This is a genomic window from Phenylobacterium sp., assembly GCF_004299445.1.
GTDB lineage: Bacteria > Pseudomonadota > Alphaproteobacteria > Caulobacterales > Caulobacteraceae > Phenylobacterium.
The window spans coordinates 21,622-45,406 of the sequence record NZ_SCTC01000012.1; the positions used below are offsets into that span (position 1 = coordinate 21,622).

Below are 23,785 nucleotides of genomic sequence, written 5' to 3' on the forward strand. Positions count from 1 at the left end.
AACGCCCTATGACCGATTCATACCACAGGAGTACGACAGCTCATGTCCAGCGAAGGCCTTCACGTTCCCCGCGAGAAACTCTCCAAGAAGACCCTGGAGCTCCACTATGCCATCGCCAGCCTGATGGAGGAGTTCGAGGCGGTGGACTGGTATCGCCAGCGGGCGGACGACACGGAGGATCCGGAGCTGAAGAAGATTCTGCTGCACAACGCTCGCGAGGAGTTGGAGCACGCGGCGATGGTGCTGGAGTGGATCCGGCGCAACGACCAGGACGCCGACGAGCAGCTGAGGGAGTATCTGTTCAAGGACGGCTCGATCACGGGCCATGAGGAAGGCGCCGCCGACAAGCATGGCCTCTGAAGCCGACGACGACGAGGTCTTCGGGCTGCGGGTGGTGACGCTCGCGGGCGGCGGGCGCGTGGACAAGGCGCTGGCCGAGGCGCTGCCCGAGTTCAGCCGCGCGCGGATTCAGGCGCTGATGGCCGAGGGACGGGTCAGCCAGGGCGGCGCGCCCGTCTCGGACGGCTCGGCCAAGGCGGTCGCCGGCGACTACCGGCTGGAGATACCGCCGCCGATCGCCGCCGAGCCGAAGCCGGAGAATATCCCGCTGGTGGTGCTGTACGAGGACGCGCACCTCATCGTCGTCGACAAGCCGGCCGGCATCGCCATGCACCCGGCGCCGGGCAGCGAGAGCGGCACTCTGGTCAACGCCCTGCTGCACCACTGCGGCGACACGCTGTCGGGGATCGGCGGGGTGGCGCGGCCGGGGATCGTGCACCGGATCGACAAGGAGACCTCGGGCGTGGTCGTGGTCGCCAAGACCGACGCGGCGCACCAGGGGCTCTCGACGCTGTTCGCCGCCCACGACATCGACCGCGTCTATGTGGCCTTCACCCGCGGGGCGCCGTCGCCGATCAAGGGCACGATCGAGGGGGCCATCGGGCGCTCGCCGAACGACCGCAAGAAGATGGCGATGGTGAAGAGCGGCGGCCGCCACGCGGTCACCCACTACACCGTCGTTCGCACCTTCGGCCCGGTGGAGCGGCCGCTGGCCGCGCGGGTGGCGTGCCGGCTGGAGACGGGCCGCACCCACCAGATCCGGGTCCACCTGGCCAGCAAGGGGACGCCCTGCCTGGGCGATCCGGTCTATGGCTCGGGCAGCCCGGCCGGGCCGGTGAAGGCCTGCATCGAAACGGCGCAGCTTTCGCGCCAGGCCCTGCACGCCGCGGTGCTGGGCTTCGTCCACCCGATCACCGGCGAGACGATCCGTTGCGAAAGCCCGCTGCCCCCCGACATGGCCCGGCTCGAGGCGCTGCTCTCGCAGCTCTAGGCGGCCACGGCGGCGTCAGCGGCGGCCTCGATCTCGGCGATGACGATCTTGTGCTGCTTGAGCATGGCCCCCATCGCCGCCTTCGCCCGGCGCGGGTCGGGGTCGCTTAGCAGCTGGCCCAGGCGGCGCGGGTTCACCTGCCACGACAGGCCCCAGCGATCCTTCAGCCAGCCGCAGGGACCTTCCTCGCCGCCCTCGGTCAGCGCCGCCCACAGCCGGTCGACCTCGGCCTGGTCGTCCGCCGCGATCGACAGCGAGAAGGCCTCGTTGAACTTGAACTCCGAACCGCCGTTCAGGGCCACAAAGCTGACGCCGTCGATCTCGAACTCGACGGTCATGACGTCGCCCTTCCGGTTCCCGCCCGGCGCGTCGTCGGGATAGCGGTGGGTCGCTGTGATCCTCGCGTTGGGCAGCAGTGAGACATAGAACGTCACGGCCGCTTCGGCCTGGCCGTGATCGAACCAGAGGAACGGGGACACCTTGGACATGAGGGGCTCCTAAGGGATTGGACGACCCCAAGGACGGAGGGTCCGGGCCAGTTCCGACACGGCGGCCACAAAAGGGCGACGCGCACCCGGCGACACCTCCGCCAGAAAAGCGCACGGTCATGCAGTTTTCCTATCCGGCCGATGAGGAACGGCGCCTTGTTGCTGCCATCCGAGCGGCGTAAAAATCCTGACCATGGAAGTCAGGCTTTCGTCGGGTCGTCTCTCCCAGCGACCTAGCGTCACCGCAACCGCGTACCTATTTGTGGGTTGAGAGGGGACGATCGTCGACGCGCGCCCGGAGGGTTGAACCGGACCAGATGCGCGGCGGCCCGAAGAAAGTCCTTTTGTAGTGAGGGGATAGACCATGGCCGCGAACGCTATTGCCGTGATGTCGCCGGAAGGCGGGCTCAGCCGGTACCTGTCGGAAATCCGCAAGTTCCCCATGCTGGCCAAGGACGAGGAGTTCATGCTGGCCAAGCGCTGGCAGGAGCACAGCGACACCGAGGCCGCTCACCAGATGGTCACCAGCCACCTGCGCCTCGTGGCGAAGATCGCCATGGGCTACCGCGGCTACGGCCTGCCGATCGGCGAGGTGATCTCCGAGGGCAACGTCGGCCTGATGCAGGCCGTGAAGAAGTTCGACCCGGACAAGGGCTTCCGCCTGGCGACCTACGCCATGTGGTGGATCCGCGCCTCGATCCAGGAATACATCCTGCGCAGCTGGTCGCTCGTGAAGATGGGCACCACGGCGGCGCAGAAGAAGCTGTTCTTCAACCTGCGCAAGGCCAAGTCCGAGATCGCCGCCCTGCAGGAAGGCGATCTGCGGCCCGACCAGGTCAGCCAGATCGCCACCAAGCTGGGCGTGCTGGACGAAGAGGTCGTGTCGATGAACCGCCGCCTGAGCGGGGGCGACGCCAGCCTGAACGCCCCGCTGCGGTCGGACGGCGAGAGCGAATGGCAGGACTGGCTGGTCGACGACCAGACGCCCAGCCAGGAAGCCGTCATCGGCGACAACCAGGAAATGAACCTGCGCATGAGCCTGCTGGAATCGGCGATGACCGAGCTCAGCGAGCGCGAGCGCCATATCCTGACCGAGCGCCGGCTGAAGGACGAGCCGACCACCCTGGAAGAGCTGGCCGCCGAATACGGCGTCAGCCGCGAGCGTGTGCGCCAGATCGAGGTGCGCGCCTTCGAGAAGCTCCAGAAGAACATGCGGGCCGCGGCCAGCGAACGGAACCTGATCGAGGCCTAAAGCCTCACGGTCTGGTGTCAGAGACGAGACGGGCGGCCGGGGCGACCTGGCCGCCCTTTTTCGTTGGGCTCTGCTCTACGCGCCCGGGTGCAGGCCCGGCGCTTCCTGGCCGGTGCGGGCGACGTACTCGGTATAGCCGCCGCCGTACTGGTGGACGCCTTCGGGGGTGAGTTCCAGGACGCGGTTGGAGAGGGCCGCCAGAAAGTGGCGGTCGTGGCTGACGAACAGCATCGTGCCCTCGAAGTCGGCCAGGGCGGCGACCAGCATCTCCTTGGTCACCATGTCGAGGTGGTTGGTGGGCTCGTCCAGGACCAGGAGGTTGGGCGGATCGAAGAGCATCTTGGCCATGACAAGGCGGGCCTTCTCGCCGCCGGAGAGGACGCGGCAGGGCTTTTCGACGTCGTCGCCCGAGAAGCCGAAGCAGCCTGCGAGCGTGCGCAACGCGCCCTGTCCCGCCTGGGGGAATGAGCTGTCGAGGGACTCGAAGATGGTCTCCTCGCCATCCAGCAGGTCCATGGAGTGCTGGGCGAAGTAGCCCATGCGCACGCTGGCGCCGATGTTGACCGCGCCGCGGTCGGGCTGGGTGGCGCCGGCCACCAGCTTCAGCAGGGTGGACTTGCCTGCGCCGTTGGCGCCCAGGACGCACCAGCGCTCCTTGCGGCGGACCAGGAAGTCGAGGCCCTCGTAGATCGGCTGGGCGCCGTAGCCCTTGTGGACGCCCTTGAGGCTGATGACGTCGTCGCCCGACCGCGGCGGGCTGCGGAACTCGAACTGGACCGACTGGCGGCGGCGGGGGGCCTCGACCCGCTCGATCTTGTCCAGCTTCTTGACCCGGCTCTGGACCTGGGCGGCGTGGCTGGCGCGCGCCTTGAACTTCTCGATGAACTTGATTTCCTTGGCCAGCATCGCCTGCTGGCGCTCGTACTGGGCCTGGCGCTGCTGTTCGCTGAGCGCGCGCTGCTGGTCGTAGAAGTCTAGATCGCCCGAGTAGGTGATCAGCTCGCCGCCGTCGATCTCCACCACCTTGCCGATGATGCGGTTCATGAAGGCGCGGTCGTGCGATGTCATCAGGAGCGCGCCGCTGTAATTCTTGAGGAAGGCCTCCAGCCAGATGAGGCTTTCCAGGTCGAGGTGGTTGCTGGGCTCGTCCAGCAGCATGCCGTCGGGCCGCTGCAGCAGGATGCGGGCCAGGGCGACGCGCATCTTCCAGCCGCCCGACAGCAGACCGACGTCGCCGTCCATCCGCTCCTGGCTGAAGCTCAGGCCCGCCAGCACCTCGCGGGCGCGGGCTTCCAGGGCATAGCCGTCCAGCTCCTGGAAGCGCTCCAGCACCTCGCCGTAGCGTTCCATGAGGGCGTCCAGCTGGTCGGCCTGGTCGGGATCGACCATGGCGGCCTCGAGCGACGCCATCTCGGCGGCCAGGGCGCTGACCGGGCCCACGCCGTCCATCACCGCGGCGACCGCGCTCTGGCCCGACATCTCGCCGACGTCCTGGCTGAAGTAGCCGATGGTCATCCCGGGATCGATCACCACCAGACCGTCGTCGGGCTGCTCCTGGCCCGTGATCATGCGAAACAGGGTGGTCTTGCCGGCGCCGTTCGGGCCGACCAGCCCCACCTTCTCGCCCTTCTGGAGGTTCATCGAGGCTTCGATGAACAGGATCTGGTGGCCGTTCTGCTTGGAGATGTTGTCGAGGCGGATCATGGGGCGGCCTGCTAGAGCGCGCTGGGCGAAAGTGGAAGCCGGTTTCGCCCCGAAGCGCGCCCTAGATCAAAGAGTTCGAGCCCGTTCATTCGGGATCAGATGATTCCATCTGAGCCCGACAGGCTCAGGCCGAGGGCGGATGGTCTCAGGGGCGCCCCTGGACGGTGACGCTTCGGCGCCCCATCTGGCCATGAGGCGCGAGGCGAAGGCGAGCGATGGCCCGACGGCTTTTTTCCACCCAGCTGGTGATCGCACTGACGATCATGGCCTCCCTGGCTCTGGCGCAGGGGATGCTGGCGGGCTGGAACGCCAACCGCGCCGAGCATCAGGTGCTGCGCGGCCGCGTGGCCGGCGACCTGCAGTCCGGCTTCTGGGAGCTGTCAGCCACCAAACAACGCCTGCGGGCCTGGTCGCTGCGCGCGCTGATCGGGGCGGACCATGCGCCCGGCGACGGCGAGATGCTGCGCTTGCGGATGGCGGCCACCATCGACCGCCTGCAGCGCCTGAGCGCCGAGGCCGACCGGATGGACCGGGAGGCGGGGGTGGGTTCGGCCGAAGGGCCGGCGCGGGACGAGACCCTGGCGTTGCTGGAGTCCAGCGTCGTGGCGTTGAAGGAGCCCATCGCCGAGATCAACCGGCGGGGTCCGACCCGTGATGCGCGGACGGCCTGGGCCGCCATCGAGTCGGTGTTCGACCGGGGCGCCGGGCGTGACCTGCGCGAGCTATTGAACCAGCGGATCGAGACCGAGGCCGAGATCCTCAAACGCGCGCGGGCGGCGGCGGATCGCTCGCTGGAGCGGGTGGCCCTGATGACCACGGCCACCGCGGTGCTGCTGGGACTGACGGCGCTGGTGCTGGCGTTCTATTTCGCGCGCGCCCTGCGGCGGCCGCTGGCCGAGATGTCGGCGGTGGCCAAGGCGTTCGAGCAGGGCCAGCTGACCCACCGGATGCCAGCCGGCGGCTACAGGGAGTTCGCCCGCTTCGGGGACAGTATCAACCGCATGGCCGAGGAACTGCTGGCCCGGCGCGAGCAGGAGGCGGGCGCCCGGGCCCAGCTGGAGGTGCAGGTGGCGGCGCGCACCCGGGAGCTGGAGGCGGCCCTGGGCGAGCTGCGGCAGGCCGAGACCCGGCGACGGCAACTGCTGGGCGACATCAGCCATGAGCTGCGCACGCCGACCACGGCGATCCGCGGCGAGGCCGAGGTGGCGCTGCGCGGCGGGGCGAAGGCGGCGGAGACCTACCGCGAGGCGCTGTCGCGGATCAGCCAGGCGTCCCGGCAGATGGGAACGCTGATCGAGGATCTGCTGATGATGGCCCGCAGCGACGCGGAGGTGCTCTATCTGGACCTGACGGACCTGGACGCCAACGCGCCGCTGGAGGAGGCCCTCGCCGGCGCCTCGTCAATGGCGCGGCAGCGGGACCTGAAGCTGTCGGTCGCGGTGGATCCCGCGCCCGCCATGGTGCGCGGGGACGGGCAGCGGCTGCAGCAGATCATGGCGCTGCTGCTGGACAATGCCCTGCGGTACTCGGCGCGTGGCGGCAAGGTGACGGTGACGGCAGGCCCCCATCCGGACGCGCCGGGAACGTGGCGACTGCGCATCGCCAACGGCGGCGTGGGCGTGGCCCCGGAGGATCTGCCCCGGGTCTTCGAACGCGGGTTCCGGGCCGCAAATGCGCGGGCGCACCGGCCGGACGGCACGGGCCTTGGCCTGTCCATCGCCCGGGCGTTGGCCGAGCGACAGGGCGGGACGGTGTCGCTCGAGAGCTCCGAAGCCGAAGGCACGGTGGCGACCCTCAGCCTGCCGCTGACTGGCGCTCTGGCGTCGGTGGCGTAAAGGACCGCCATGCATATTCTGATCGTCGAGGACGACTCGCGGGTGTCGGACTTCCTGGACCGCGGGTTGCGGGCCGAGGGCTACAAGGTGCGCGTGGCGCGGGACGGGCCCTCAGGCCTGCAGGCGGCCGGCGAGATGGCGACCATGTTGGCGGAGCTGGACCAGGCAGGCGTAATCCTGCTGGACCTCATGCTGCCTGTCGTGAACGGGATGGAGGTCTGCCAGACGCTGCGGGCCGCCGGCAACATGACCCCGGTGCTGATGCTGACCGCGTTGGGAACCGTGGAGGACCGGGTGTCGGGCCTGCGCATGGGCGCCGACGACTATCTCGTGAAGCCGTTCGCCTTCGAGGAGTTGCTGGCGCGCATCGAGGCGCTGCTGCGCCGCCCCCGCAATCAGCGTGCGGCGCCGGAACGGCAGTTGCGGGTGCAGGACCTGGAGCTGGACCGCTCGACCATGCGGGTGTCGCGGGACGGGCGGGAGATCGTGATGACAGCGCGCGAGCTGGCGCTGCTGGAGCTGTTCATGTCGTCGCCCGGGCGGATCCTCAGCCGGGAGCGCATCCTGTCCAACGTCTGGGGGGTGGACGAGGACCCGCTGACGAACGTGGTCGATGTCTATGTGCGGCGGCTGCGCGCGAAGATCGACGACAGCGACCAGCCCTCGCTGATTTCCACCGTGCGAGGGCTGGGCTATCGGATGGAGACGAGCGTCCGGGCCCCGGCCTGAACCAGGACCCGTACGCCGTCGCCGGATCAGCTGCCGTAGGGCAGGGACGAGTGGTGCAGGACGATGCGGACCACGCCGTCGTCGGTCTTCTTGAAGGTCCAGGTCTTGTCGACCTTGGTGACCTTGCCGTCCTTGTCGGTGATCATGACGTTGCCCATGGTGTTGGCGGTGTCGCCATGGATCTGAAGGGCGGCGTTCTTGATCTCGACCGAGCGCCAGCCCTTGAGGGCGAAGCCGGTGTCGGCCGGATATTTCGAATCGTGACCCACGAAGTAGGCCAGCGCGCCCTCCTTGGTGGTGCGGAAGGTCTGCGGCGCCTGGGTCAGGGTCGGCTTGAAGAGGACGGGGCCGAGATTGTAGCCGTAGGCCTTGTCGAGCACCGTGCTGGCCAGCTTGCGGGCCTTGTCGATGCCGCCGGCTTCATACTCCTTCGAGATGGCGACGAGGGCTTCGCCCCAGGCCTTCTGCGCGGCCAGCACTTCGGATTCCGTGAGCGTGCCGCGGTAGACGGCGTCGGCGGAGGCGCTGGCCGGGACGAGGGCCGTGGCCGCGAGCAGCGAGGCGGCGAGGACGAGCGACTTGGTCTTCATGGTCTAGGTCTCCAGTTGGGTCGGCGGCGGACGCCGCGCGACGGGATTGCTGAGGGACGAACCGACGCCGCCCCTTTGGACGGCGAGGGATTGGGTCAGTCGGCGGCCAGTGGCCTCACGACATTGGTCTGCTGAACGGCGGCGAGGAGGCCGGCAGCCTCCGCCGGGGCGAGGCCCACCGTGACGTCGGCGCCGTTCCGGTCCTTCAGCCGCATGAGCCACGGGGTGCGGTCAGCAGCGCGGTAGGATGCGGCGATCTCGCGGACGGTCGCTTCGGGAATGTCGACGACAACGCGGACGTACTGGCTGCAGGTCGAGATCGCCTCGTAGCACTCGTCCTGCCAGTGGTAGGCGATGCGCGGGGTCACCCTGCGCAGCTCGCCGCCCGAGCGGAACTGGGCCACGTCGAGCGACTTCTTCGGGCCCGCGTAATAGAGGTCGTAGGAGATCCGCCACGAGGTCGCGCCGGTCTTGCGCTCGACGATCGCCTGCAGGTGGGCGTCGCCGACGTGAGCTCCGGTGATGCTGCGATCGCGGCGATAGGCCGGCTTGGTGGACAGCACGACGCTGTCTTCCAGCGGATCGTCGATCACCGCGACGCGACTTGCGAAGTCCTGCGGCGACAGGCTGGCGAGGGAGCGGGGCAGCTCGATCGCGCCGGCCGCCGGCGCGAACGCGAGCAGGCCGACCAGCGCCGCGGCGCTGGCCAGCCGGCGATAGGCGCCGACCTTCGGAACGTCAGGGTTCATCGTCGTCTCCACGGGTTTCGGGACGAGGCCCGGTCGGTCAGAACTGGACATTGGCGGTGACGCTCAGGGCGTGCTGGGCGCCGTTGCGTCCGGCGCGGACCACGTACTGGTTGAGATAGCCGGGCTCGAGGGAGAGGCCCTCCCGGACAGGAACCGAGACGCCCACGAAGCTGCGCACCAGGTGCAGGCCGTCGCGCTGGCCCCAGTCGGTCTTGTTCAGGCCGAAGAACAACTCGTTCGTCGCCACGGCCCGAACCTTGCCTGTGAGAGGCGCGGTGAGCCGGAACTGCTGGCGGACCCGCAGGCCGGTGTCGTCGCGACCCTCGACCCAGCGCTGCTCCACCCGGGTCCGGCCATTCAGGGTCAGGCCCTTGCCGTCGCCGGCGGCCCGAAAGGTCAACTGCTGCCATGCCCGGTGTTCGTGGGTGACCGGTCGTCCCGCGGGGCTGATGCGCACGTAGGCGTAGCCCACGAAGGCCGTGGTGGTGTCGCTGAGGCGCAGGCCGACCGCCGGGCGGAAGACCACCTGACCCAGGCGCGAAGCGTCGTCGAAGAACCGCGCCTGGGTATCGAGGGTGACCAGGGTGCGCGGGCCGATGTCCGTCGTGAAATGGGCGACGGACCAGACCTGGTTGTCGACATCGGCCGCATGGCCGGCGCCGGCGATCAGGCTGAGTCCGATCGCGACGCCGGCGGAGCGCATCAGAACCGCCATGCCAGCCCCGCGCTGACCACCAGCGGATCAAGCTTGTGCTTGGTCTTGAGGACCGTGGTGGCGCCCGCGTCGAACCGGGCCGTGGTGTCGATGAAGTACTGCTTCACATCCAGCGAGAGGCCGAAGGGCATGCCCTTGAGCGGGACGTCGACCCCAGCCTGGATCACCGCGCCGAGTTCGTTGGACAGATCGGCCCGCGTCGCGCCGAGGCCGCGGGCGCCGGCGCCCAGGCCCTCGCCGAAGAAGATGAAGTAGCTCCCTCCGGCGCCGACGTAGGGCTTCACGCCGTTCTCCAGCGGGAAGTGGTACTTCAGCGTCACCGTCGCCGGGATGACCTCGGCGTTGTCGATCAGCCGAACGCCCTTGACCGAGCCGGTCCCAGTGACGTCGTGGCGGCTGACGCAGCAGTAGGTCTCGACCGAGATATTCGGCGTGACGAAGTACTCGGCCGCGACCGTGGGTACGTAGGCGGTGTCGGCCTTGGTGTCGGCGCGGGCGGGCAGCGGGATGCGGTCGCGGACGACGGAGGTGATCCCGCCGTCGACATCCACCATGGTGGCCATCGCCTTGATCTGGATATCGCCTGCCTCAGGCGCGGCGGCGGCGGCGGACGTCGCGAGGGCGCTGGCGGCCATGAGTGCGGCGGCGAAGGACCAAGACCTTGATTCCATACGTGATACTCTCCTCAAGCGGGCGATGAGCCGCCGTTGGGGAGAGATCTATGCAGCGGTTGTGAACCGCGCCTGTCGCCTGGATTAACGGCAGATTACAGCCAAGCCTGGGGCTTAGGCCCCGTTGTCCTCGCCCGAGAGGGTCATTTGGCCGGCGGCGGCGGCGCCAGCATGCCGTGCGCCTTGAGCACGCTCTTTAGCTGGTCGTGCGGGAGGGCCGAGACGGTCCAGTAGTCGGCGCCGGTCATCGTGCGGGCCGCGACCATGGCGTTGACGACCGCCTCCTCGACGCCCTGGACCGTGGCTTCCAGCAGCGGGTTGAGCGCGGCGCTCTTGAGGCGCTGGAGGGCGGCCGGCTTGGCCGCATCGGTCGTCCAGTTGCCGTCGTCGGCGCCCGCGTTGGCCGTGGAGAAGGCGATGAAGATGTCGCCCGAGCCGTCCGACTCGTAGGCGCCCAGGCGGCCCAGGCCCACCGCCGCGCGGCGCGCCAGACGCTTCAGTTGCTCGGGCGTCAGCGGCGCGTCGGTGGCGATGACGATGATGATCGAGCCGCGATGCTCCTGGTCGGGCAGGTCGGCGATGGCCAGCTTGGCGGGGTCGCAGACGGGCGGGGGCGCGCCGCCGCCCAACGACTGCGGCGGCGTGGTCAGTTTGGCGACGCAGGGCCGCTGCAGGGTCATCTCGCGGGCCACGGGTATGCCGGCGATCCGCAGGCCGCGGGCGGAGCCGTAGTTGCACTGGACCAGCACGCCCAGGGTGTAGCCGCCGGCCAGGGTGTTCAGCTTGCGCGACGCCGTGCCGGTGCCGCCCTTGAAGCCGTTGCAGACCATGCCGACGCCGCCGCCCACGTTGCCCTCGGCCACGGGCCCCGACCGGGCGGAGTCCAGCGCGGCGAGGGCGTCCTTGGCCGTCACATGCTGGCCAGCCATATCGTGCAGCGGCACATCGGCGGTCTCGCCCACCACGGGGTACCAGAACAGCCCGCCGGGACGGTGGTCGGCCAGCCACTGGAACGCCGCATCGCGCACCACGCCCACGCTGCCCGTGCCGGTGATCAGGATTGGGGTCTCCAGCACGCCGCTTTCCTCGACCCAGTGCGTGCCGGTCAGGTCGCCGTTGCCGTTGCCGGCGAAGAAGCCGGCGAACACAGCCCGGGCATCCGCCTTACCGCGCGGGAATACCGCCGTGACCCCGGTGCGGACCGGGCCCTTACCGCGGACCAGCGCGCCCTCGCCCGAGATCATCGTGCGGAACCCCACCTCGACGCCGGCCACGTCGGTGATGGCGTTCAGGGGGCCGGGCGTCCCGTCGAAGGGCACGCCGAGATCGCGCGCCCGGGGCTCGGCGGCCATGGCCGGGGCCGCCGCCGCCAGGGTGAAGACCGCCGCCAGGATCGCCGTCGTACGCATGGTTGCCCCCGTGAAGACGGGGAGGCTACGCGGTCGTCGCCTCCGGCGCCATCGGGAAGCGGAGGCGGCTCAGGGCGCCCGGCGCAGGACCAGGAATTTGTCGGCTTGGGCGGCTGTCGACGTCGCGGACGGTGGGTCCTGCGGCTGCTCGCTCGCATGAACGGATTGCGTGGAACCAAAGCCAAGCTGGGCCATTTCATCGGCCGGGGATGGCATCGGCTCTGCCGATATCGACCCGTCATGTCCGCGTCTCTGGGCCGCCGTCGGCGCCGGATCCAACCTTTTGCAGGACGACGATGCCGACGCCGCCTTCCAATCCCGCCCAACCTCACCGCTCGCGGGTCGAACTGTGGAACGGCTTGGGCTTGGCCGCCGTCCTGATGTTCTTCCTGCTGAGCGGCGGCATCTCCTACTGGAACATCGCGACGCTGCAGGAGAACAACGCGCGGATTCGCCAGTCCCACGACGTGATCGTCGCGCTAGACGACCTGATGGCCACGGTGCAGGACGCCGAGACCGGCCAACGCGGCTATCTGCTCACCGGCAACGACCGCTACCTCGAGCCCTATCAGAAAGCTGCGGCCGCTGTGACGCCCGGGCTGGACGAAGTGGCGGCGCTGACCCGCAACAACGTGGTTCAGCAGACCAACGTCGCGAAGCTGCGGCCCAGTCTCGCCGCGAAGATGGCGGAGCTGGATCAGACCATCGAACTGCGCCGCGCGGGCGGCGCTGACGCGGCGCTGGCGATCGTGCGGACCGATCGCGGCAGGGCCGACATGGACGCCATCCGCGCCCGCATGGAGACCATGCGCCAGGAGGAGCAGCGCCTGCGCGCGACCCGCGTCACGACGATGCAGGCCGCGCAGCGGACGGCCGTCCTGAGCAGCGCGCTGTCCGCACTGCTCGGTGCGGCGCTGACGGTGATCGTGTTCCTGCTGGTCCGCAACAACACCCGCGCCCGCGCCCGGCAGGCCTGGCTGCAGTCCGGCCAGGTGGAGCTGAGCGCGGCGATGATGGGCGAGAAGTCCGTCGAGCAGCTCTCCGACAGCATCCTGGCGTTCCTGGCGCGATACGCGGGTGCGCAGGCAGGCGCATTGTACAAGGGCGAGGGCGACCAGTTCCGGCTTGTGGCCAGCCTGGGCGTTCCGGCGGATGCGGACATTCCGCAGCGCTTCACGCGTAAGGAAGGCCTGCTGGGACATGTGGCCGGCGAGGGGCGCCCGGTCGTGATCAGCGACATCCCCGACGGCTATCTCTCTGTCGGCTCGGCCTTCGGGCGCGACAAGCCGCGTCATCTGCTGATCGTCCCCGCGCTCGCCGACGGCGCGGTGAACGGTGTCATCGAGTTGGGCTTCCTCAAGCCGATCGACGGCGAGGTCCAGGAGTTGCTGGCGCAGAGCGCGGCGGCCATCGGGATCGCCCTGCGGTCGGCCCGCTATCGGGCTCAGCTGCAGGACGCCCTGGAGGAGACACAGCGCCAGTCCGAGGAACTGCAGGTCCAGAGCGAGGAGCTGCGGGTCACCAACGAAGAGCTGGAGGAGCAGGGGCGCGCGCTGAAGGAACAGCAGGTCCGCCTGGAGCAGCAGCAGGTGGAGCTGGAGCAGACCAACAGCCAGCTGGAGGAACAGGCCCAGACGCTGGAGGCGCAGCGCGACGATCTGGAGCGCACCAGCGCCGCGGTCGAACAGAAGGCGCGCGAGCTGGAGCAGGCCAGCCAGTACAAGTCGGACTTCCTGGCCAACATGTCCCACGAGCTGCGCACGCCGCTGAACTCGCTGCTGATCCTGTCGAAGCTGCTCGGCGACAATCCCGAGGGCACGCTGTCGGACGAGCAGGTGAAGTACGCGCGGACCATCCAGTCGTCGGGCAACGACCTGCTGACCCTGATCAACGACATCCTGGATCTGTCGAAGATCGAGGCCGGTCAGCTGCAGATCCAGCCCGAGCGCGTGCCCCTGCAGCGCCTGGCGAGCGACATCCGCGCGCTGTTCGAGCCGGTGGCCGGCGAGCGGGGCCTGCAGTTCGACATCCACGCGGCGGACGATCTCCCCGCGATCATCGAGACCGATCGGCTGCGCCTTGAGCAGATCCTGAAGAACCTGCTGTCGAACGCCTTCAAGTTCACCGAGAAGGGGAGCGTGCAGCTCACGATCGCCCGCGCGGCCGGCGAGCGGCTGTCGCTGGCCGTGAAGGACACCGGAATCGGCATCTCGTCCGAGCAGCAGCAGGGCATCTTCGAGGCCTTCCGCCAGGCCGACGGCGCGATCAGCCGCCGCTATGGCGGCACCGGCCTGGGCCTGTCCATTTCCCGCGAGCTGGCGCGGTTGCTGGGCGGCGCGGTCACGCTGGAGAGCCAGCCTGGCCAGGGCAGCACCTTCACCCTGACGGTTCCGCTAGCCTATGACGCCGCCGAGGTCTCGCCGCACGAGCCGCGGCCGGCGCCGGTGGACGACACGCCTGCGCCCAGCCCCAGGGTCCGGCGCAAGTCGGCGCCGGCGAGAGTGGTCGATGACCGGGCCATGCTGTCGGACACGCGGCGCCTGCTGCTGGTGATCGAGGACGATCCGACATTCGCCGGCATCGTCTGCGACCTCTCCCACGAGCTGGGTTTCCAGTGCCTGGTCGCGCCCACGGCCGAGGAGGCGCTGGAGCTGGCGGCGCAGTTCCGGCCGCACGCGATCGTGCTGGACGTGGGCCTGCCGGACCAGTCGGGCCTGACGGTTCTCGACCGGCTGAAGCGCGACGACGCCACCCGGCACATTCCGATCCACGTGATCTCGGGCGCGGACCACAGCCAGACGGCGCTGTCGCTGGGCGCGGTGGGCTACCTTCTGAAGCCGGTCGAGCGCGAGAAGCTCTCAGAGGTTCTGCAGAACCTGGAGTCGCAACTGACGCGCAGCATGCGGCGCGTTCTGATCGTCGAGGACGACGATGTGCAGCGCGACGCGGTGGGCCGCCTGCTGGCCTCGGGCGATGTCGAAACGGTGGGCGTGGGCACCGCCGCCGAGTGCTTGGACAAGCTGAAGTCCGAGACCTTCGACTGCATGGTGCTGGACCTGTCGCTGCCCGACGCCTCGGGCTTCTCGCTGCTGGAGACCCTCAGCCGGGGCGATCACTCGTTCCCGCCGGTGATTGTCTACACCGGCCACGACCTGTCGGCCGACGACGAGCAGCGCCTGCGCCGCTATTCACACTCGATCATCATCAAGGGCGCCAAGTCGCCCGAGCGGCTGCTGGATGAGGTCTTGCTGTTCCTGCACCAGGTGGTGGCTGACCTGCCGCCCGAGCAGCAGAAGATGATCCGCAAGGCGCGCAACCGCGACTCGGTGCTGGAGGGCCGCCGCATCCTGGTCGTCGAGGACGACGTGCGGAACGTCTACTCGCTGACAAGTGTTCTCGAGCCGCGCGGCGCCGCGGTGCAGATCGCGCGCAACGGCGAGGAGGCGCTTGAAGCGCTGGCTCGCGCAGCCGACGGCGGCGAGCCGATGATCGACCTGGTGCTGATGGACGTGATGATGCCGGTGATGGACGGGCTGGAGGCCACCCGCCGAATCCGCGGCGACGGCCGGTGGGGCGACCTGCCGATCGTCATGCTGACGGCGAAGGCGATGCCCGACGACCAGGAGCGCTGCCTCGAGGCGGGGGCCAGCGACTACATGGCCAAGCCGATCGACGTCGACAAACTCCTGTCTCTGGTCCGGGTCTGGATGCCGCGGTGAGTAGGAACCTGCGTGACGGGGTCGAGGACCTGGAGATCGGCCTGCTGCTGGAGGCCTTGTTCCAGCGATACCACTACGATTTCCGCAACTATGCGCGCGCGTCGATCAAGCGTCGTCTGGTGCAGGCGCGCGATCAGATGGGTTTCCCGAGCCTCTCGGCTATGCAGGAAAGCCTTTTGCACGACCCCTCCGTCCTTGATCGACTGCTGGGCTACCTGACGGTGCAGGTCAGCGAGATGTTCCGCGACCCCTCGTACTTCCGCGCCCTGCGGGAAAAGGTGCTGCCCCACCTTCGGACCTATCCGTCCCTCAAGGTCTGGGTGGCCGGCTGCAGCCACGGCGAGGAGGTGTACTCCCTGGCCATCCTGTTCCGCGAGGAGGGCCTGGAGGAGCGCACGATCTTCTACGCCACCGACATCAACCCGGCCGCCCTGCAGGCTGCTGAGGCCGGCGTCTATCCGCTGGACCAGCTCAGGAGGTTCACCGCCAACCACCAGAAGGCCGGGGGCAAGTCCTCGCTCTCGGACTACTACACGGCCGACTATCGCCGGGCGATCTTCGACAAGACGCTGCGCAGCCGGGTCGTCTTCTCGGACCACAGCCTCGTCACCGATGCCGTGTTCGGCGAGATGCACCTGATCTCGTGTCGCAACGTGCTGATCTACTTCGACCGCCCGCTGCAGGACCGGGCCATCGGGCTCTTCCGTGACTCCCTGGTGCGCAAGGGGTTCCTGGGGCTGGGGTCGAAGGAGAGTCTGCGCTTTTCCCGCCACGCGGGCGCGTTCGCCGAGTTCGTCCGCGAGGACAAGATCTACCAGAGGCGCGATTCATGACCGTCGCGCCCGAAACCGGGCTGGCACCCGCGACGGCTGTGGTCATCGGCGGGTCGGCCGGCGCCGTGCAGGCGCTGCTGCGTATCCTGCCGACGCTGCCCGCCGACTATCCGGCGCCGGTGATGGTGGTGGTGCATATCCCGGCAGACCGCGACAATGCGCTGGTGCCGCTGCTCCGGGACCGCTGCCGCATGACGGTGAAGGAGGCCGAGGACAAGGAGCCGGCGCTGCCTGGCGTGATCTATTTCGCTCCATCCGACTATCACCTGCTGGCTGAGACCGACCGAACGCTTTCCCTCTCCTCCGACGAACCAGTGAACATGTCCCGACCCGCCATCGACGTGCTGTTCGAGAGCGCCGCGGACGCCTTCGGCCCCGCGCTCACCGCCGTCGTGCTGACCGGCGCCAACAGCGACGGCGCCCACGGCGCGAAGGCGGTTGTCGCCGCGGGCGGGGTCGTGGTGGTCGAGGACCCGGCGGGCGCCTACGCCTCGGCCATGCCGGCCGCCGCCCTGCAGGCCTGTCCGGCGGCGACGCCCATGAACCTGGACGCCATCGCCGCCTACCTCTCGCGCCTGGGGACGACATGACTCGCGTCGAGGACCCGATCCATTTCCTTCTGGTCGATGACCTGCGGGAAAACCTGCTGGCCCTCGAGGCCCTGCTCCAGCGCGAGGGGCTGGTGTGCCTCAAGGCCCGCAGCGGCGACGAGGCGCTGGAACTGCTGCTGTCGCACGACGTCGCGCTGGCGCTGCTGGATGTCCAGATGCCGGGCATGGACGGGTTCCAGTTGGCCGAGTTCATGCGCGGCGCCGAGGTCTCGCGCCACGTGCCCATCATCTTCCTGACCGCGGGCACGGCGGATCGCCAACGGCGCTTCCGGGGCTATGAGGCGGGCGCCGTGGACTTCCTGCAGAAGCCGGTCGAAGCCGACATCCTGCGCAGCAAGGCCAATGTCTTCTTTGATCTTCACCGGCAGCGCCGCCAGATCATGGCGCAGCGCGACGAGTTGGAGGTCCTGGCCGAAGCCCTGAAGACAGTCGACCGCCACAAAAACGAATTCCTGGCCGTCCTGGGCCATGAGATCCGCAACCCGGTGATGGCGCTGAACGCGGGGCTCCATTTCCTGCGCCGCCGAAAGGATCCGGAGAGGGCCGACGAGATCCACGCTCAGATGGAGCGGCAGGTGGCGCACCTGACCCGGCTCGTGGACGACATGCTCGACATCTCGCGCATCGATCAGGGCAAGATCGCGCTCAGCAAGGAGCGGGTCGCCCTGCGGACGGTGCTCGAGTTCGCCGTCGAGGCCAGCCGGGCGCAGATCGATGCGGCGGGCCACGCGTTCGCGGCGGACATCCCGACCGAGCCGGTCTGCCTGCACGCCGACGCCACCCGCCTCGCTCAGGTGGTGGGCAACCTGCTCAACAACGCCGCCCGATACACGCCCGCCGGAGGCCGCATCGCGCTGCAGGCCCGGGTGGTGGACAGTTTCGCGGAGATCGACGTCACCGACACGGGCATCGGAATCCCGCCGGCCATGCAGACAAAGATCTTTGAGCTGTTCGCGCAGGTGAAGAGCCCGACCGAACGGGCGCAGGAAGGCCTGGGCATCGGGCTTGCGCTGGGCAAGCAGCTCATGGAGCTGCATGGCGGCACGATCTCGCTGGCGTCGAGCCGTCCGGGCGCCGGCAGCACGTTCAGGATCCGGCTCCCGATCCTCGAGGCCTGAGCCAGGGGCCCTTGAACCCCGCTTTTCGATTTCTATATCTCGAATGATATAGAAATCGAAAAGGACTCCAGCATGCTGACCAGACGCTTCCTCGGCCTCGCCACCGCCTGCGCGTTCGCGATGGCCTCGCCCGCGCTCGCCCAGGGCGCGCCGAAGGCCGACATCGTCGACACGGCCGTCGCGGCGGGTCAGTTCAAGACCCTGGCGGCCGCGCTGAACGCCGCCGGCCTCGTCGGCACGCTGAAGAGCGCAGGCCCGTTCACGGTGTTCGCGCCCACCGACGCGGCGTTCGCCAAGCTGCCGGCGGGGACCGTCGACACGCTGCTCAAGCCCGAGAACAAGGCTCAGCTGGTCGCCGTGCTCACCTATCACGTGGTCCCGGGCAAGGTCCCTAGCTCGGCCCTTGCCGGCAAGGTCACCGATGCGAAGACCGTCGAGGGTCGGACGGTCAAGATCGACGCCACCGGCGGCGGCGTGACGGTGAACGGCGCCAAGGTCGTGGCCGCGGACGTGGCGGCCACCAACGGGGTCATCCACGTGGTGGATACGGTCCTGATCCCGAAATAGAACCCACGGCGGCCAAGCCCGCGGACCTTTCGAAGCCTCCCAAGTCCCGGAGGTCCGGGCCGCCACGGGGGACGCCGCGCCGGAGTCAGTCCGGCGCGGCGTACGCCCTAAGAAACGCCGCGCAGATGCTGTCGAACGCCGCCGGAAGGTCGACCGGGCTGGTCTCGCGGCCGCCCAGGTGGTCCTGGTGCAGGATCGCCAGCAACAGGGGCGAGATCAGGAACAGCGCCGCGGCGCGCGTATCGGTCTCGATCATCTCGCCACGCGCCACGTGCGCATCCAGCCGCTTGCGTAGGACTTCCACCGACGGGTCGATGATGTGCCGCAGCGTCGCCGGTCCGATCTCGGAATCCAGCAGGCCCTCGGCGATGCTGACGGCGAACACGTCCCCCAGCCGCACATCGCGCGGCGCCCGCATCGCGGCCAGCAGGGCTGCGCAATAGTCACGGATCGATTTCTCGAGGCTTCCGGTGGGCTCGGCCACCGCGTCGAGGCCGCGGCGTCCCGTCTCGAGGTAGCTCTCCAGGATGGCCCCGATCAGCGCCGGGCGATCGCCGAAATAGTGACGCAGCGTGGGGACCGAGACGTCGCCGGCTTCGGCCAGCTGGCGGAAGCTGGGGCGCGCGGTTTCACGACGCATCAGGCGGGCGGTGATGCGCCGCAGCAGCCCAGTGCGCTTGGCGTCATAGTCCGCGTCGCGCGCGCCTTTCGGTCTCGACAAGTCAACGCCCCTTCCGAGGCTGGCTTATCGGCTCGCGCGCGGCAGGTCCACTTCGACCGGCTCGGCGGGGCCGTCTCACAACGCGATGGTGTCGGCTTCCTGGGTGAGGCGGTCGCAAGTGGCCAAGTCGCGGCGGCGGAAGGCGGCGGCCGCAGCGGCGCGCAGCAGCCGGTGCGCGGCCCGGGGCTGGCGCGCCCGCAGCCGCGCGGCCCATGTCTCGGCCTGCTCGGCGCTGATGCGTAGTTCGTCGGCCCGCGCCTCGATCATCACCGCCGCCTCGGGCAGTGCGGGCCAGTCCATGAGGAACTGCAGGCCGCGGCCGGCGTCGGCATGGGCCGAGGCGTGCTCAAAGGCGCGGTTCTCGGCCTCGACATCCTCGAAGTCGGGGAGTCGCCGCGCGAAATCCCGCACGCGCTCGACCGACAGGGTCCGTTCGAACGAGGCCCAACGGGCCTCCTGCGCCGCCTCGCCCTGTCCGGCGGCGTCCAGGTAGGCGATGACCGCGCTCTCCCAGCCGAAGTCGGGCTCGCCGCCCTGGCGTGCGCCTTCCAGCAGGCGGCCGGCCTCGCTGACCCGACCCGCCGCGAGAAGGCGGCGCGCCGCCTCGGCGGCCACGGCCGGCGTCCGCGCGGCCTGGGCCGTCAGGGTGGACAGGAAGGCGTCGACGTCGCCGGCGGCGTCCGCGACTTGGCGCAGGATCAGCGACCATCCGGGACCGCCTTCGCCACGGTCGCGCAGGCGCGCGAGCAGGGCCTGCAGGATCGCCGGCGAGGCCTGGGCCAGGGCCGCGGGAAGCCAGGCCGCCCAGGCGGCGGGGTTGCGCGCGACAGCCTCCACAAGGCCGTCGATGGCGCGAAGGTCGCTGCGCGCGCCCAGCAGACGGCCCACGTCGTCGGCGGCGCGGTCGAACACGGCGGCCACGCTGCCATCCTTGTCGCGGACGCGCGAGTCGAGGCGCCGCGCGAGATCCATGAACGCCAGCATCCGCGACAGAGCCGCCGGAGCGTCCAGCTCCGCCAGGCGCTCGGCGATCAGGGCGCGCAGACCTTCGAGGTCGGCCACGAAGCTGGGCCGCCGGCGCCACGGGACCTTCGAGCGGCTGCTCTCGAGGCTGGCCAGGCGCTTGTCCAGCTCGAGCGTAAGGTGATCGGCGCCCTGCTCGGCGGCCAGTTCCATCCGCAGCCGCCGCTTCACGTCGGGGCGGGCCTCGGCCACCTCGACCAGGATCGCCGCAAGGCGTTCGGCGCCGAGGCGCGCGAGGTTGTCGGGGCTGACCTTCTTCAGGCTGGCGACGGTGGGCGGCTTCATCGGGCTCCATCTGGACCGTTTCGCGGGCGGCGCAAGGCCTGGCTGTGAAGCCTTTCCGCGGCTGCCACGCTCCCGGGGCCCGATCGGTGGGACGGGTGTTCGGAATGTCGCCCGCTCAGTCGGTGGCGCGAGAAGCCGTAGACGCCGCTGGAGTCGCCACGCGGGGCGTGTCCGCCCGACGTCGATCGTCTCGCGGGCTGTGGCTTGGGGCTCAGCGGCCGGCCGGCTGGAACAGTTCGACGACGTTGCCGGCCGGGTCCAACAGCAGGACCTGGTGGCCGCCGGGGCCGGACAGGATCTCGTTGCGGAACGGGACGCCGGCGGCCTTGAGGCGGGCGACCTCGGCGTGGATGTCATCGACGATCAGGTGGATGCGGTTCCAGCCGCCGGGGCCGGGTGTCTCCCCGTCGGGCATGGGGCGTCCCGCCGAGCTGACCGGCCCGCTGAGCAGCAGGCGCAGGCCGCCGCGCGCGACGTCGGCGAACGCGGGCGGGTAGCTGGTCAGCACCTCGAAGCCCAGCTGCTTGGTGTAGAATTCGATCGCCGCGGCGACGTCGTCGACCATGTAGCGGACGCAGACCATCTCGTTCGGGTTGGCCATCATTCTCCTCCGGGCGGGTGGGCGAGGGCGGTGAGTAGGAAGCCGATGCGTGTGGCGAGTTCGGCGGCGGCCTGCTGGAACAGCGGATAGGTGACCTCGTCGGGGTCGCCGGTGGCGGGGTTGGGGAGGCTCCAGTGAATGGCCTCCGGCACGCCCGGGAATTCCGGGCACACCTCGCGGACGCGGTCGCAAAGGCTGATCACCCGGTCGAAGCATTGGCCCGCATAGACGTCGAACGACTTCGGGGCATGGCTGGACATGTCGAGGCCGTAGGCTTCGCGCAGGGCGCGCACGGCGTTGGGGTGCAGCGGACGCGGTTGACTGCCGGCGCTGAACGCCTGGACCGCGCCGCCGGAAAGGGCCCCGGCCAGCGCCTCGGCCATCTGCGAACGCGCACTGTTACCGGTGCACAGGAACAGGATGCGAGGTGCGCCGGCCGGGGCCTCGTCCCGCGGGGGAGGCGCGAGACGAAGACCAGGGTGCAGGGCCGTCCCCGCGGCCGACAGCAGGTCGCCGATCCGGGGCAGGTCGATGCCGTAGTAGGTGTCGCGCCGATCGGCCGAGCTGCGGCGCGACGACACCAGCCGGCCCTCGCGCAGCTTGCCCAGGTGGTACGAGACCAGGTTCTGCGGCTCACCGACCAGACCAGTCAGCTCGCGGACGGTGCGGTCGCTTCGACCGAGTTCCCCCAGTAGACGCCAGCGCACGGGATGGCCGGCCAGCTGCAGGAACTCGGAGGGCGCGACGTGGGGAACCATGTCGCGATATCAATCAATTTACATTGATGAGTCAATCTAGATTGATGGAGCCGCGTAGGGGGAGGGGAACTGGCGCCAGGGTTAGCCTTCCGGCCCTGCGTGTCCCGGCCCTAGGCCAGGCTCGCGCAGTACTGCAGGGCGCGGCGGGCGGTGCGGGCCCAGTCTTCGGGAGGGTCGAGCGCGAGGTAGCGCTCGTAGAGGGCCTTGGCCTCGCCCATCGCGCCGGACTTCATACGCAACTGGGCGAGGTTGAAGACGGCGTCGGGGTGGCGCGGGTCGGTGTCGAGGACGCGGACCAGTTCGCCGGCCGCCTCGCCCTCGCGACCCTCGGCGTCCAGGGCCTGAGCCAGGTTGTATCGGGCCTCCACGAAGCGCGGGTCGCGGGCCAGGGCGCGCTGGTAGGCGAGGCGGGCCTGGTCGAAGGCGCCCTGGGCGAGGCGGATGTTGCCGTGGTTGTAGGGGGCGATGGCGTCCTTGCGGTCGGCGCGCGCGCAGAGATCGTAGAGATGGGCGGCCGCCTCCAGGTCGCCTTCAGCCTCGGCCATGGCGGCGGCCTCGAACAGATCGTCCAGCGTGGCGTGGGCCTCGTCGAAGGGCAGTTGGCCCTGGCCCTCGAGGTTCGTGACGCCGTCGGCCCATTTCAGCGCGGCGTCGCCGGCGGGGGTGAGCACGATGCGGTAGCGGCCGCGGGGCGAGAGGTCCCGGGCGCGGGTCAGGATGCGGACGACGTGGCCCAGGGTGCGGCCGTGGGCCAACAGGTCGGCGGCGGTGCGCAGGGTCTGCGCGTCGGCGAAGCGGACGTTCTCGCCCTCGACGGTCACCAGGTCGAAGGCGGCGAGCACGAGCGCGTCGTCGGGGGTCAGCCGGGTGTCGGCCAGTGCGGCGGCGAGGGGGAGGGTGGCCGGCTGAGCGGTCGCCTGACCGGCCAGAGCGGCGGCGAAGGCCCGCTCGCCGAGGACGGGCACGGCCCGTTCTCGGGCGGCGGCGATGCGGTCGGCCAGGGCGCCGGTGTCGATCAGCGCGGTGGCCAGCGCGCCCACCACCAGTACGTCGGACCGCCGGGTCAGGTCGCGCGCGACGAGGCCGCCGGCCTGTCGGATCGCCTCGTCCAGCCGCTCGCGCTCGCCTGCGGCGAAGCGGCCGTAGAGCGCGATCGCACGGTCACGGACATCCATGGATCACGAGGCGGCGGACGCCTTCTTCTTCGACGTGGCCTTGGGAGCGGCGGCTTTGGCGGCCGAAGCCGGCTTGGCCTCGCCCTTCTTGGCGGGCTTGCCCAGGCTGGGGGCGGGCGGACGACGTTCTTCCTCGATCGAGCGGCGCAGCGCGTCCATCAGGTTGACGACGTTGCCGCGCTCGGGGGCCTTGGTGATGACCGGCTGGCCGCCGGCGATCTTGGACTTCACCAGGGTCAGCAGAGCTTCCTCGTAGCGGTCCTCGAAGGCCTCGGGATGGAATTCCATCTGCTTGCTGGCGATGATCTGCTTGGCCATGGCCAGCATGTCGGGCGCGTACTTGGCGTTCAGCTTGTCGAGGGCGGTGGAGGCGTCGCGGATTTCCTTGGCCGAGCGCAGCGTGGTCAGCCGGAAGCCGTCCTCGATAGGGTCGATGGTGACCAGCCGCTCGCGGCCCGAGAGCACGATGCGGGCGATCGCCACCTTTCCGGCCTCACGCATCGCATCCAGGATCACCGCGAAGGTCTCCTCGGCGATCGGGCCGTCGGGGGCCAGGTAGTAGGTGTTGTCCTGGTAGATGCTGTCGATTTCGGAGCGGTCGACGAAGCCGTCGATGTCGATGGTCTTGGAAGACTCGACCTCGATCTCGTCCAGCTCCTCGGCCGTGACGACGACGTACTTGTCCTTTTCGAACTGATAGCCCTTCACGAGATCGGCGCGGTCGATCTCGCCGAGTTCGGGGTCATGGTATTTCTGCTGCACGCGGTTCAGCGTGTCCTTGTGCAGCAGGTTGAAGGAGATCTTTCCCGCCGACGCGGACGTCGCGGGAAACAGCTTCACCGGGCAAGAGACCAGCGACAGCTTCAGGTAACCCTTCCAACTCGCGCGGCCCGCCATGGCCC

The 23,785-nt window shown here is 69.5% G+C and carries 23 protein-coding genes; 10 read left to right on the top strand and 13 right to left on the bottom strand.

Features of this window, described 5'->3' with window-relative positions; translation table 11 throughout:
• Nucleotides 1–42: 42 nt before the first annotated feature.
• On the top strand, nucleotides 43–360 hold the full coding sequence (locus tag EPN98_RS04005) for a ferritin family protein (RefSeq protein ID WP_293360663.1): 318 nt from the start codon (nucleotides 43–45) through the stop codon (nucleotides 358–360).
• Nucleotides 350–1,330 (top strand): RluA family pseudouridine synthase, encoded by a 981-nt coding sequence (locus EPN98_RS04010; RefSeq protein WP_293360666.1) that lies wholly within the window; start codon nucleotides 350–352, stop codon nucleotides 1,328–1,330. Before EPN98_RS04005 ends, EPN98_RS04010 begins: the two co-directional genes overlap by 11 nt.
• On the opposite strand, the gene EPN98_RS04015 is transcribed toward EPN98_RS04010, so the two are convergent.
• Nucleotides 1,327–1,818 (bottom strand): VOC family protein, encoded by a 492-nt coding sequence (locus EPN98_RS04015; RefSeq protein WP_293360669.1) that lies wholly within the window; start codon nucleotides 1,816–1,818, stop codon nucleotides 1,327–1,329. The two genes, EPN98_RS04010 and EPN98_RS04015, sit on opposite strands and share 4 nt — an antisense overlap.
• 364 nt (nucleotides 1,819–2,182) lie before the next feature.
• Here EPN98_RS04015 and rpoH point away from each other — a divergent pair, with 364 nt between their 5' ends.
• Entirely contained in the window at nucleotides 2,183–3,070 is an 888-nt protein-coding gene (rpoH, locus tag EPN98_RS04020) for an RNA polymerase sigma factor RpoH (protein WP_293360672.1), read from the top strand.
• A gap of 75 nt (nucleotides 3,071–3,145) precedes the next feature.
• Here rpoH and EPN98_RS04025 read toward each other — a convergent pair whose 3' ends face one another.
• Nucleotides 3,146–4,774: an ABC-F family ATP-binding cassette domain-containing protein gene (locus EPN98_RS04025; protein ID WP_293360675.1), complete on the bottom strand. Its 1,629-nt coding sequence runs from the start codon at nucleotides 4,772–4,774 to the stop codon at nucleotides 3,146–3,148.
• Between the two features lie 215 nt (nucleotides 4,775–4,989).
• Here EPN98_RS04025 and EPN98_RS04030 point away from each other — a divergent pair, with 215 nt between their 5' ends.
• Both EPN98_RS04030 and EPN98_RS04035 read left to right on the top strand, forming a co-directional pair.
• Entirely contained in the window at nucleotides 4,990–6,609 is a 1,620-nt protein-coding gene (locus EPN98_RS04030; RefSeq protein ID WP_293360678.1) for a HAMP domain-containing sensor histidine kinase, read from the top strand.
• A 9-nt stretch (nucleotides 6,610–6,618) separates the two neighbouring features.
• Nucleotides 6,619–7,338: a response regulator transcription factor gene (locus EPN98_RS04035; RefSeq protein ID WP_293360680.1), complete on the top strand. Its 720-nt coding sequence runs from the start codon at nucleotides 6,619–6,621 to the stop codon at nucleotides 7,336–7,338.
• Nucleotides 7,339–7,364: 26 nt separating this feature from the next.
• Here the strand turns inward: EPN98_RS04035 and EPN98_RS04040 are convergent, their stop codons facing one another.
• The 5 genes from EPN98_RS04040 to EPN98_RS04060 all read right to left on the bottom strand — a co-directional run bounded on the left by EPN98_RS04040 (nucleotide 7,365) and on the right by EPN98_RS04060 (nucleotide 11,472).
• Nucleotides 7,365–7,928 carry a hypothetical protein gene (locus EPN98_RS04040; RefSeq protein ID WP_293360683.1) on the bottom strand — a complete coding sequence of 188 codons (564 nt, stop codon included), beginning with the start codon at nucleotides 7,926–7,928 and terminating at the stop codon, nucleotides 7,365–7,367.
• Nucleotides 7,929–8,023: 95 nt separating this feature from the next.
• On the bottom strand, nucleotides 8,024–8,677 hold the full coding sequence (locus tag EPN98_RS04045) for a hypothetical protein (RefSeq protein WP_293360686.1): 654 nt from the start codon (nucleotides 8,675–8,677) through the stop codon (nucleotides 8,024–8,026).
• A gap of 37 nt (nucleotides 8,678–8,714) precedes the next feature.
• A complete protein-coding gene (locus tag EPN98_RS04050; protein WP_293360688.1) occupies nucleotides 8,715–9,392 on the bottom strand; it encodes a DUF2490 domain-containing protein in 678 nt (225 codons plus the stop codon).
• Nucleotides 9,380–10,063, bottom strand: a complete 684-nt coding sequence (locus tag EPN98_RS04055; RefSeq protein WP_293360691.1) for an OmpW family outer membrane protein — start codon at nucleotides 10,061–10,063, stop codon at nucleotides 9,380–9,382. Before EPN98_RS04055 ends, EPN98_RS04050 begins: the two co-directional genes overlap by 13 nt.
• A gap of 143 nt (nucleotides 10,064–10,206) precedes the next feature.
• The gene (locus tag EPN98_RS04060; protein ID WP_293360694.1) at nucleotides 10,207–11,472 is read right to left on the bottom strand and encodes a P1 family peptidase; all 1,266 of its coding nucleotides are present in this window, start codon (nucleotides 11,470–11,472) and stop codon (nucleotides 10,207–10,209) included.
• Between the two features lie 296 nt (nucleotides 11,473–11,768).
• Between EPN98_RS04060 and EPN98_RS04065 the strand changes: the two genes are divergently transcribed.
• From EPN98_RS04065 to EPN98_RS04085, 5 genes are all read left to right on the top strand, one after another.
• Nucleotides 11,769–15,191, top strand: a complete 3,423-nt coding sequence (locus tag EPN98_RS04065; protein WP_293360696.1) for a response regulator — start codon at nucleotides 11,769–11,771, stop codon at nucleotides 15,189–15,191.
• Entirely contained in the window at nucleotides 15,188–16,024 is an 837-nt protein-coding gene (locus tag EPN98_RS04070; RefSeq protein ID WP_293360699.1) for a CheR family methyltransferase, read from the top strand. The genes EPN98_RS04065 and EPN98_RS04070 overlap by 4 nt, the downstream gene beginning before the upstream one ends.
• Nucleotides 16,021–16,614 carry a chemotaxis protein CheB gene (locus EPN98_RS04075; RefSeq protein WP_293360702.1) on the top strand — a complete coding sequence of 198 codons (594 nt, stop codon included), beginning with the start codon at nucleotides 16,021–16,023 and terminating at the stop codon, nucleotides 16,612–16,614. The genes EPN98_RS04070 and EPN98_RS04075 overlap by 4 nt, the downstream gene beginning before the upstream one ends.
• Nucleotides 16,611–17,753, top strand: a complete 1,143-nt coding sequence (locus tag EPN98_RS04080; RefSeq protein WP_293360704.1) for a hybrid sensor histidine kinase/response regulator — start codon at nucleotides 16,611–16,613, stop codon at nucleotides 17,751–17,753. Before EPN98_RS04075 ends, EPN98_RS04080 begins: the two co-directional genes overlap by 4 nt.
• 120 nt (nucleotides 17,754–17,873) lie before the next feature.
• Entirely contained in the window at nucleotides 17,874–18,320 is a 447-nt protein-coding gene (locus EPN98_RS04085; protein ID WP_366558455.1) for a fasciclin domain-containing protein, read from the top strand.
• An 85-nt stretch (nucleotides 18,321–18,405) separates the two neighbouring features.
• Here the strand turns inward: EPN98_RS04085 and EPN98_RS04090 are convergent, their stop codons facing one another.
• The 6 genes from EPN98_RS04090 to EPN98_RS04115 form a co-directional block, all read right to left on the bottom strand.
• The gene (locus tag EPN98_RS04090; RefSeq protein ID WP_293360710.1) at nucleotides 18,406–19,041 is read right to left on the bottom strand and encodes a TetR/AcrR family transcriptional regulator C-terminal ligand-binding domain-containing protein; all 636 of its coding nucleotides are present in this window, start codon (nucleotides 19,039–19,041) and stop codon (nucleotides 18,406–18,408) included.
• A gap of 75 nt (nucleotides 19,042–19,116) precedes the next feature.
• The gene (locus tag EPN98_RS04095; protein WP_293360714.1) at nucleotides 19,117–20,349 is read right to left on the bottom strand and encodes a DUF6880 family protein; all 1,233 of its coding nucleotides are present in this window, start codon (nucleotides 20,347–20,349) and stop codon (nucleotides 19,117–19,119) included.
• Nucleotides 20,350–20,560: 211 nt separating this feature from the next.
• Nucleotides 20,561–20,950 carry a VOC family protein gene (locus tag EPN98_RS04100; RefSeq protein ID WP_293360716.1) on the bottom strand — a complete coding sequence of 130 codons (390 nt, stop codon included), beginning with the start codon at nucleotides 20,948–20,950 and terminating at the stop codon, nucleotides 20,561–20,563.
• Nucleotides 20,950–21,708: a helix-turn-helix domain-containing protein gene (locus EPN98_RS04105; protein WP_293360718.1), complete on the bottom strand. Its 759-nt coding sequence runs from the start codon at nucleotides 21,706–21,708 to the stop codon at nucleotides 20,950–20,952. The genes EPN98_RS04100 and EPN98_RS04105 overlap by 1 nt, the downstream gene beginning before the upstream one ends.
• 110 nt (nucleotides 21,709–21,818) lie before the next feature.
• The gene (locus EPN98_RS04110) at nucleotides 21,819–22,883 is read right to left on the bottom strand and encodes a tetratricopeptide repeat protein (protein ID WP_293360721.1); all 1,065 of its coding nucleotides are present in this window, start codon (nucleotides 22,881–22,883) and stop codon (nucleotides 21,819–21,821) included.
• Nucleotides 22,884–22,886: 3 nt separating this feature from the next.
• Nucleotides 22,887–23,780 carry a Ku protein gene (locus EPN98_RS04115; protein ID WP_293360723.1) on the bottom strand — a complete coding sequence of 298 codons (894 nt, stop codon included), beginning with the start codon at nucleotides 23,778–23,780 and terminating at the stop codon, nucleotides 22,887–22,889.
• Nucleotides 23,781–23,785: the final 5 nt, after the last annotated feature.

What these genes read in the sequence shown, in the direction of transcription:
- EPN98_RS04060 (WP_293360694.1), bottom strand. Translation starts at nt 11,472, where the DNA reads ATGCGTACGACGGCGATCCTGGCGGCGGTCTTCACCCTGGCGGCGGCG.
- EPN98_RS04075 (WP_293360702.1), top strand. Translation starts at nt 16,021, where the DNA reads ATGACCGTCGCGCCCGAAACCGGGCTGGCACCCGCGACGGCTGTGGTC.
- EPN98_RS04050 (WP_293360688.1), bottom strand. Translation starts at nt 9,392, where the DNA reads ATGGCGGTTCTGATGCGCTCCGCCGGCGTCGCGATCGGACTCAGCCTG.
- EPN98_RS04015 (WP_293360669.1), bottom strand. Translation starts at nt 1,818, where the DNA reads ATGTCCAAGGTGTCCCCGTTCCTCTGGTTCGATCACGGCCAGGCCGAA.
- EPN98_RS04115 (WP_293360723.1), bottom strand. Translation starts at nt 23,780, where the DNA reads ATGGCGGGCCGCGCGAGTTGGAAGGGTTACCTGAAGCTGTCGCTGGTC.
- EPN98_RS04045 (WP_293360686.1), bottom strand. Translation starts at nt 8,677, where the DNA reads ATGAACCCTGACGTTCCGAAGGTCGGCGCCTATCGCCGGCTGGCCAGC.
- EPN98_RS04030 (WP_293360678.1), top strand. Translation starts at nt 4,990, where the DNA reads ATGGCCCGACGGCTTTTTTCCACCCAGCTGGTGATCGCACTGACGATC.
- EPN98_RS04080 (WP_293360704.1), top strand. Translation starts at nt 16,611, where the DNA reads ATGACTCGCGTCGAGGACCCGATCCATTTCCTTCTGGTCGATGACCTG.
- EPN98_RS04065 (WP_293360696.1), top strand. Translation starts at nt 11,769, where the DNA reads ATGCCGACGCCGCCTTCCAATCCCGCCCAACCTCACCGCTCGCGGGTC.
- EPN98_RS04035 (WP_293360680.1), top strand. Translation starts at nt 6,619, where the DNA reads ATGCATATTCTGATCGTCGAGGACGACTCGCGGGTGTCGGACTTCCTG.
- EPN98_RS04100 (WP_293360716.1), bottom strand. Translation starts at nt 20,950, where the DNA reads ATGGCCAACCCGAACGAGATGGTCTGCGTCCGCTACATGGTCGACGAC.
- EPN98_RS04105 (WP_293360718.1), bottom strand. Translation starts at nt 21,708, where the DNA reads ATGGTTCCCCACGTCGCGCCCTCCGAGTTCCTGCAGCTGGCCGGCCAT.
- EPN98_RS04110 (WP_293360721.1), bottom strand. Translation starts at nt 22,883, where the DNA reads ATGGATGTCCGTGACCGTGCGATCGCGCTCTACGGCCGCTTCGCCGCA.
- EPN98_RS04040 (WP_293360683.1), bottom strand. Translation starts at nt 7,928, where the DNA reads ATGAAGACCAAGTCGCTCGTCCTCGCCGCCTCGCTGCTCGCGGCCACG.
- EPN98_RS04025 (WP_293360675.1), bottom strand. Translation starts at nt 4,774, where the DNA reads ATGATCCGCCTCGACAACATCTCCAAGCAGAACGGCCACCAGATCCTG.
- rpoH (WP_293360672.1), top strand. Translation starts at nt 2,183, where the DNA reads ATGGCCGCGAACGCTATTGCCGTGATGTCGCCGGAAGGCGGGCTCAGC.
- EPN98_RS04010 (WP_293360666.1), top strand. Translation starts at nt 350, where the DNA reads ATGGCCTCTGAAGCCGACGACGACGAGGTCTTCGGGCTGCGGGTGGTG.
- EPN98_RS04085 (WP_366558455.1), top strand. Translation starts at nt 17,874, where the DNA reads ATGGCCTCGCCCGCGCTCGCCCAGGGCGCGCCGAAGGCCGACATCGTC.
- EPN98_RS04095 (WP_293360714.1), bottom strand. Translation starts at nt 20,349, where the DNA reads ATGAAGCCGCCCACCGTCGCCAGCCTGAAGAAGGTCAGCCCCGACAAC.
- EPN98_RS04005 (WP_293360663.1), top strand. Translation starts at nt 43, where the DNA reads ATGTCCAGCGAAGGCCTTCACGTTCCCCGCGAGAAACTCTCCAAGAAG.
- EPN98_RS04055 (WP_293360691.1), bottom strand. Translation starts at nt 10,063, where the DNA reads ATGGAATCAAGGTCTTGGTCCTTCGCCGCCGCACTCATGGCCGCCAGC.